The sequence below is a fragment of the Mesorhizobium sp. WSM4816 genome, assembly GCF_055811535.1.
The window spans coordinates 226,805-234,971 of record NZ_JBVVQR010000007.1 but is presented as its reverse complement, the minus strand read 5'-3'; the positions used below and the strand labels follow the sequence as shown (position 1 = coordinate 234,971).

The window sequence follows — 8,167 nt, the reverse complement described above, 5'->3', positions numbered from 1 at the left end:
CTGCGTGGACTGGCAATCGCCCTAAACAACCGCGGCGTTTGCACAGCGCGCAATGGCCAGTGGCAAGTCTCTAACGTACGCAACATTTTGGCGCGGCACGCTTCCGCGAATTTGCTTTTATAGGCGGGAGTAACTAGCAGTTGCCGTACTTTCGACAATCTCTATTGGGGATTAGCCAAGCTCACTGCCGCGTACCCATCTGGGAAAACCCGCCGGCCATCTGCCCTGGTCTTGAACCTGGACAGGAATAAGAAGTGCCGCCGGTGAATGTTGCCGATACGGATCGTGTTTTTGATTACCAGTTTATCAATGACCCTGCTGCCCACTCAACCGGTTCATCGCCTGCCAGACTGGCCCGCGCGAGAGGTAAAGTTTTCGCTGTGGAACATCCTCTATCTCTCACAACCGCGAGCGCTCAGAACTGTTTCACTGTCTGAACGCATCGCGATGATTCTGAGCCGAACCAATCTGCTATTTTATTTCATGATGTTTGGCACTTCTGCGCCTCTCATGCGTTAGGGGGAGTTCAATAAGCGCGGCGCGGGCGATGGATCGTCATTGGACTGCCTCAGTAGCATCGGGTCTGTTCCTGCTGACGATCGGCTACGTCGAACAAAAAGCCTGGGCTCAGGCGGCCTGTCCTGTCGACCACAGCAAACTGCTGAGCGCGCTCAAGGGGAGCGTCAAGGCGAGCGGCGGCCCCGGCAATGGGGGTTTCGACACCCATGAATGGGCGGCGGTCGTGGCTCGCGACGGCGCAGTCTGCGCCGTCGCCTTCAGCGGTCCCACACCTGATGCCCAATGGCCGGGCAGCCGGCTGATTGCAGCCGAAAAGGCCAGTACGGCCAACGGCATCAGCCTTGCCAATATGGCCCTTTCGACCGCCAACCTCTACGCGGCGGTCCAGCCGGGGGGATCTCTGTTCGGCCTGCAGGCCACCAATCCTGTCAACCAGGCAGCCGCTTATGCCGGAAATCCGTCGACATTTGGAAGTCCCGATGACCCGCTGATGGGAAAGCCCGTCGGGGGAATAGTCGCATTCGGCGGCGGCTTGCCGCTTTACGATGGAAAAGGGATCGTCGGGGGACTTGGCGTGAGCGGCGATTCCTCCTGTGCCGATCACAATGTCGCCTGGCGCACACGCGCTGCGCTTGGACTGGACAAGGTGCCGGCCGGCGTCAATCCAAATCGCAAAGACGCCATCGTCCATGATCTCGACCCCGGTGGGAAAAGCGCTTCCGGCTGGGGCCACCCATTATGTGCCGGAAGCGAGGCGGACGTTGCAGCGGAGCTCGGCGCCGGGGTCGGCGGCTCGATGCACGAATGAGACAGGTGCAACAGGCGGCGGCCAAGGTTTGGGCGCCTGCCGGAGGGAGGACCGGGCGATGGCGAGGATAGATGGTCGGACCAAATCGAGGGTGATCGGCTGGACCTTGCTGGCGAGCTTCTCGCTCGCGGCCGGAGCCGTTGCCCAGCCGGCGGAGCCTGCAATTAGGCCGCCCGCTGCAGCCGCCCCATCCGACGATGGCCAGTGGACGATGCCGGCGAAGAACTATGCCTCGACCCGCTACAGCGAACTGGCTGAAATCACTGAAGACAACGTTAAGACCCTGCAGGTGGCCTTCACCTTCTCAACCGGCGTTAACAAGGGCCAGGAGGCTGCGCCGCTGGTTGTCGGCGACACGATGTATATCGTGACGCCTTTTCCCAATATCCTCTACGCGCTTGATCTCGCCAGACCCGGCGCACCGATGAAGTGGAAGTTCGAGCCCAATCCCGAACCTGCTGCGCAGGGAGTTGCCTGCTGCGACGTGGTTAACCGGGGTGCGGCTTTCTCCAACGGGCGAATCTTCTTCAACACGCTCGACGGACGCGCCATCGCGGTCGACGCGGCGACCGGCAAAGCCATCTGGAACACCCCTATCGGCAACATCAACATCGGCGAGACCATTACCATGGCGCCACTGGTGGTAGAGGGCAAGGTTCTGGTGGGCAATTCCGGCGGCGAACTGGGCGTGCGAGGCTGGATCAAGGCGCTTGACGCCGGTGACGGGCATGTCGTCTGGACTGCCTACAGCACCGGCCCGGATGCCGAGGTGCTGATCGGCCCCGACTTCAAACCGCATTACGATATGGACAAGGGCAAGGATCTCGGCGTCACATCATGGCCGCCGGACGCTTGGAAAATTGGCGGCGGCAATGTGTGGGGCTGGATTTCCTATGACCCCGATCAGGACCTTATCTTCCATGGCACGGGCAACCCCGGTCCGTGGAATCCCGACCTGCGACCGGGCGACAACAAGTGGACGTCCGGGATCTTTGCCCGGGATCCCGACACCGGCACTGCGAAATGGTTCTATCAGTGGACTCCGCACGATTTGCACGATTACGATGGCGTCAACGAGCAGGTGCTGCTGGATATGACCTGGCAGGGCAAGCCTCGCAAGGTGCTCGTCCGGCCGGAACGCAACGGCTATGTCTACTTGCTGGATCGCACGACGGGCGAGGTCCTGTCCGCGGTGCCATTCGGGCCAGTCAATTCCAGCAAGGGTGTCGACCTCAAGACGGGCCGGCTGATTGTAAATCCCGAGAAAGAGACCGGCACCGGCAAGGTCGTGCGTAACATCTGCCCGACCGCATCCGGCCTGAAGGATTGGCAGCCCTCGGCGTTCTCGCCCAAGACCGGCTTGCTCTACCTCCCGCACAACAATCTGTGCATGGACGAAGAAGGCGTAGAGGTCAACTACATCGCCGGCACGCCGTATGTGGGCATGAATGTCCGCATGATCCCGGGGCCAGGCGGACATCGCGGTGCGTTCACCGCCTGGGATGTCGCCGCCGCGAAGCCGGCGTGGGTCCTGAAGGAGAACTTTCCGGTTTGGAGCGGCGCCGTCGCTACAGCCGGCAATGTCGTATTCTATGGAACCATGGAAGGCTGGTTCAAGGCGGTGAGTGCCACGACCGGGAAACTGCTTTGGCAGTTCAAGACCTCTTCCGGCATCATCGGCCAGCCGATCACCTATCGCGGTCCCGACGGGCGCCAATATGTCGCGATCCTGTCGGGTGTCGGTGGCTGGGCAGGTGCCATCGTGTCGGGAGATCTCGACCCGCGCGACGCCACCGCGGCGCTCGGCTTTGCCAACGTCATGAAGGATCTGAAGGACGTAACCACGCCGGGAGGTACGCTGTATGTATTCCGGCTGCCTTGAAGCGATCGACGGGCCTGCGCGACGGGGGAGCATGCGTTCCCGACATTTTGTCGCGACAATCTGCGTACTGGCCATGTGTCTTGTTCCCGCCCTGGCGAATGCGCGCGAGCTGCGGGTGTGCGCCGATCCCAACAACATGCCCTTCTCCAACGCCCGCCGTGAAGGCTTCGAAAACAAGATCGCGGGGATTGTCGCCAAGGAACTTGGCGCAACCCTTTCCTATACCTGGTGGGCGCAGCGCCGTGGCTTCATCCGCAACACGTTGAAAGCCAACCTGTGCGATCTCGTGCCCGGCACTCCCGCCAACCTCGAAATTCTGCGCACCACCGCGCCATACTACCGCTCGTCCTACGTCTTCGTGACGCGCAAGGAGGCGCCGGAAGTCAGTTCGTTCAACGATCCCCGCCTGCGCGATCTGCGCATCGGCGTCCAGCTGATCGGTGACGACGGCGCCAACTCCCCACCCGCCCAGGCGCTCGGGCGCCGCGGGATCGTCGGCCATCTCATCGGCTTCCCGGTCTACGGCGACTATTCTGCGCCGAACCCTCCGGCGCGCATCATCGAAGCGGTCGCGAGCGGCGATATCGATATGGCCGTCGTCTGGGGACCGCTGGCCGGCTACTTTGCCGCCAGACAGAAGGTAGCGCTGAGAATTACGCCGGTTGAACCGCGGATGGACGGTCCGCAATTGCCGATGGTCTACGACATCTCAATGGGCGTGCGTCACGAGGATAATGCGCTGCGCGGCGAAGTGGACGCTGCCCTCGCAAAGCACCGCGCCGAGATCAAGGCGATTCTGGCGCAGTATGGCACGCCCCGGCTCGATACTGCCGGAGCGCCTTGAAATGAACCGCGGATTTCCCTTGCTGTTGTTCGCACTGCTCACCATTGTCGGATGCCAGCGCGAGGAACGCGACTCCCGCCCTCAGTCGGCGCTCGGCTCCGGCAAGCAACCGACGCCGGTCACTTCCCTTGTGCCAGGCGGCGAGCGGCCGTCTCTGTCCGACACCAAGGCAGCAGCGTTCCAGGCAAACGCGTTTCATCTTAGCCAGGGCAAACGTCTGTTCAACTGGTTCAACTGTTCCGGCTGCCATGCCCATGGCGGTGGCGGCATGGGACCAGCGCTCATGGACGAAAAGTGGATTTACGGCGGTTCGATCGAAAGTATTCACGCCACTATCAGAGACGGGCGCCCGAACGGGATGCCGAGCTTCCGTGACAGGGTCCCCGACGATCAGATCTGGGAACTTGCCGCGTTTGTCCGCTCGCTGAGCGGCAACGTACCCTCTTCCGCCGCGCCCGGGCGCAACGACGACATGATGGTGCGCCCATCCGAAAATCGCCTGCCAAATGCCGCGACGCTGGGGAAGTCGCCGTGAGACGGCTGGTTTGGGTGGTGTGCGGCGCCATTCTGCCCCTCGCAGGATGCAGCGGCTGGCAATCCGCCCTTGATCCGAAGGGGCCGGCGGCGAGCGAGCTCGCGTGGCTGATCTGGTTCTTCACCGCCCTCTGCACCGTGGTCTGGCTGCTGGTGATGATCGTGCTGACCATGGCCCTGATCCGGCAAGCACGACCGCTCAGCGATCCGCTTGTCCTCGACGCTGCTTCCGAGCGCCACAAGGCACACATTGTTTTTGCGGCGCTCGGGGCCACCACGGTGATCCTGATCGGGCTAACGCTGTTGAGCTTCTTCGCCAACAGGACGCTCGCTGCGATCGGCTCGGATACTGCGCTGACAATCCGCGTGACCGGGCATCAGTGGTGGTGGGAGGTGCGCTATGAAAACGGCCAGCCGAACCGCATTCTGACCACCGCCAACGAGATCCATATCCCGGCAGGCGAGCCGGTGCGGCTCATTCTGACCTCGACCGACGTCATCCATTCCTTCTGGGTGCCGAACCTGGCCGGCAAACTGGACCTCGTTCCGGGCGTCGAGAATGTTCTTGATCTCAAGGCGGACAAACCCGGCGTTTATCGGGGCCAATGTGCCGAATTCTGCGGTGCTCAGCACGCCAATATGAGCACCTTCGTTATCGCCGAGCACCGGCCCGTCTTCGACGCCTGGCTGAACGACCAGTTGAAGCCCGCCGCCCCGCCTGCCTCGCCTGAGGCGAAAGCGGGGCACGACTTGTTCATCAAGCGGCCCTGCGTGATGTGCCACAAGATCGGCGGCACCATCGCCGGCGGCACGGTCGCCCCAGACCTGACCCATGTCGCCAGCAGGCAAACGCTGGCAGCCGGGACGCTGACGATGAGCCGCGGCAACATTGCGGCATGGGTCGCCGATCCGCAGGGGATCAAGCCGGGCGCCCATATGCCGGTGGTGGATCTGAACGGCGACGAGTTGAATGCGATCGTCGCCTATCTAGAGGGCTTGCGATGAGCGGCGCCGACCTCGCTCACGAGGGTGACGCGACCCCAAACCGTGACGTGGCCTCAAAAGGGGATTTGCCCCCTGAGCGCGACGGCCCGCGCGACACCGACCTCGACGATGCCAGCCTTGACCGCTGGCTTGCGCGAACGTGGCAAACCGCACCTGGCATCATCGGCGCCCTTTCGACCGTCGATCACAAAATCGTCGCGCGGCACTACCTGATCACCGCGTTCGTGTTCCTGTGCCTCGGTGGGCTGAACGCGGTCGCCATGCGCATTCAACTGTCGGGCCCCGAGCGCGGGCTGATCGGGCCAGACCTCTACAACCAGTTGTTCACGATGCATGGCGTGACAATGATGTTCCTGTTTGCCGTGCCTATCGTGCAGGCGAGCGGCATCTACCTTGTGCCGCTGATGGTTGGCACCCGCAATATCGCGTTTCCGCGCCTTGTCGCCTTCAGCTTCTGGATCTTTCTGTCGGGAGGCATGTTCGCCTGGGTTTCGTTCGCGCTCAATATGGCGCCTGATGTCGGATGGTTCGCCTATGTGCCGCTGTCCGGTCCCGAATTCGGGCCAGGCAAGCGCGCCGACGTCTGGGCGCAGATGATTACCTACACCGAGATCTCTGCACTCGCCGTCGCGGTCGCAACCATAGTGACGGTTCTGAAACAGCGTGCCCCTGGCATGTCGCTTGACAAGATCCCGCTCTACGTCTGGGCGATGCTGGTCACCTCCTTCGTCGTCGTGTTCGCGATGCCCGCGGTCATGATCGCCTCGACATTCCTGATCCTGGACCGGCTGGTCGGCACCCACATCTTCAACCCCGCCGAAGGCGGAGACGCATTGCTCTTCCAGCATCTTTTCTGGTTCTTCGGCCATCCGGAGGTCTACATCATTTTCCTGCCGGCGACCGGGATGGTGTCCTCGATCATCGCCGCCTTCGCGCGGCGCCCGGTGTTTGGATATTTGGGGCTGGTGCTGTCGCTGATTGCCATTGGATTCCTGTCGTTCGGCCTTTGGGTCCACCACATGTTCACCACCGGCCTGCCTAAGCTCGGCGCAAGCTTCTTCACCGCATCGAGCATGCTGATCGCCATTCCGAACGGACTGCAGATATTCTGCTGGCTGGCGACGCTCTGGGACGGACGGCCGGTCATCAGGACGCCAATGTTGTTCGTGTTCGGCTTCTTCTTTATTTTCGTCGCCGGTGGCCTGACTGGTGTAATGCTGGCTTCGGTGCCGTTGGACCTGCAAGTTCACGACACCTATTTCGTAGTGGCGCATTTCCATTATGTGCTCATCGGCGGGTCGGTATTTCCCTTGCTGGGTGCCGCCTATTTCTGGTTTCCCAAGATCACCGGCCGGATGATGAACGAGCGCATCGGGCGCTGGCATTTCTGGCTTGCCTTCTTCGGCTTCAATACAGCGTTCTTCCCGATGCACATTGTCGGCATCTGGGGCATGCCGCGACGGGTATACACCTATCCGGCGGAGCTCGGCTGGGGTGACATCAACCTGTTCATCACCGCTGGCGCGGTCGTTCTGTTCGTGAGCTTCGCGCTTTTCACCATCAATCTGGTGCACAGCGCCTTGAGGGGCGCCCCGGCCGGCGACAACCCCTGGAATGCAGGCACATTGGAATGGGCAACGTCATCGCCGCCGCCGAGTTACAATTTCCTCCGCATTCCGGTCGTGATGCATGTCGAGCCGCTATGGGCCGAACGCGGAACGCTTGCGGTGGCGACGGGGCTTCGGGTCGACGCACGCGAACTGGTCACCTCGACAGTGGCGGATGCGCATCCCGACGTGCGCGAGAAATCGGCAACGCCGTCGGTCTGGCCGCTGCTCGCCGCACTCGCAGTCGGGGCTACCTTTCTCTACTCGATCTTCAGCCCATGGGCAGTGGTTTGGGGAGCGGGACCGATCGCCGTCGCTTTGATCGGCTGGTTTTGGCCGAAAGGCGATGCGGAGGACGAGGAATGAAGCAGCGTCCCGCCATGGATCTTTCCGAGCTCCCGACCTTCGGGCACGGGCCGCGTACCCCGACCTGGTGGGGCACTCTCGCCTTCATGGCGCTCGAAGGCATGGGATTCGCGCTTGCGGCGGGGAGTTGTCTCTACCTCGCCTATCTATCACCGCAATGGCCGTTGAGCGCTCCGGCGCCGAACCACTGGCCGGGCACGATCGTGACGCTTTTGCTGCTCGCCAGCCTGGTCCCCAACCACGTGTTGAAGCGCCAAGCCGAGGCGTGCGCGATGCTGCCAGTGCGCATTGCCCTCGTAACCATGTCGCTGCTCGGGATCGCGCCGCTTGTCGTGCGCTGGTTCGAGTTCCCAGCCCTCAACATCTATTGGGACACCAACGCCTACGGCTCGATGCTCTGGGTCTTGCTCGGCCTGCACACCGCGCACCTGATCACCGATGTCGCCGACACGCTGGTGTTGACCGTCTTGATGTTCACGCGCCACGCCAACAGTGGCCGTCGTTTCGCTGACGTCGGTGACAACGTCTTCTACTGGGACTTCGTCGTCGTGACCTGGATTCCGATCTATCTCTTGATTTATTGGATGCCGAGGCTTGATTGA

The 8,167-nt window shown here is 62.2% G+C and carries 7 protein-coding genes; all 7 read left to right on the top strand.

Going from position 1 to position 8,167, the window contains the following annotated elements:
* Positions 1–547 precede the first annotated feature (547 nt).
* Genes AC0L3H_RS11695 through AC0L3H_RS11665 form a run of 7 tightly spaced genes read left to right on the top strand, consistent with a single transcriptional unit; the run spans position 548 to position 8,167 of the window.
* Entirely contained in the window at positions 548–1,327 is a 780-nt protein-coding gene (locus AC0L3H_RS11695; RefSeq protein WP_473585542.1) for a GlcG/HbpS family heme-binding protein, read from the top strand.
* A 58-nt stretch (positions 1,328–1,385) separates the two neighbouring features.
* Positions 1,386–3,209: a methanol/ethanol family PQQ-dependent dehydrogenase gene (locus AC0L3H_RS11690; protein ID WP_473490955.1), complete on the top strand. Its 1,824-nt coding sequence runs from the start codon at positions 1,386–1,388 to the stop codon at positions 3,207–3,209.
* A 31-nt stretch (positions 3,210–3,240) separates the two neighbouring features.
* Entirely contained in the window at positions 3,241–4,053 is an 813-nt protein-coding gene (locus tag AC0L3H_RS11685; protein WP_473585551.1) for a substrate-binding domain-containing protein, read from the top strand.
* 1 nt (position 4,054) lies between these two features.
* Positions 4,055–4,588, top strand: a complete 534-nt coding sequence (locus tag AC0L3H_RS11680) for a c-type cytochrome (protein WP_473491150.1) — start codon at positions 4,055–4,057, stop codon at positions 4,586–4,588.
* The gene (gene coxB, locus AC0L3H_RS11675; protein WP_473585541.1) at positions 4,585–5,592 is read left to right on the top strand and encodes a cytochrome c oxidase subunit II; all 1,008 of its coding nucleotides are present in this window, start codon (positions 4,585–4,587) and stop codon (positions 5,590–5,592) included. The genes AC0L3H_RS11680 and coxB overlap by 4 nt, the downstream gene beginning before the upstream one ends.
* A complete protein-coding gene (gene ctaD / locus AC0L3H_RS11670) occupies positions 5,589–7,565 on the top strand; it encodes a cytochrome c oxidase subunit I (RefSeq protein ID WP_473585540.1) in 1,977 nt (658 codons plus the stop codon). The genes coxB and ctaD overlap by 4 nt, the downstream gene beginning before the upstream one ends.
* Positions 7,562–8,167 (top strand): cytochrome c oxidase subunit 3, encoded by a 606-nt coding sequence (locus AC0L3H_RS11665; RefSeq protein WP_473585539.1) that lies wholly within the window; start codon positions 7,562–7,564, stop codon positions 8,165–8,167. The genes ctaD and AC0L3H_RS11665 overlap by 4 nt, the downstream gene beginning before the upstream one ends.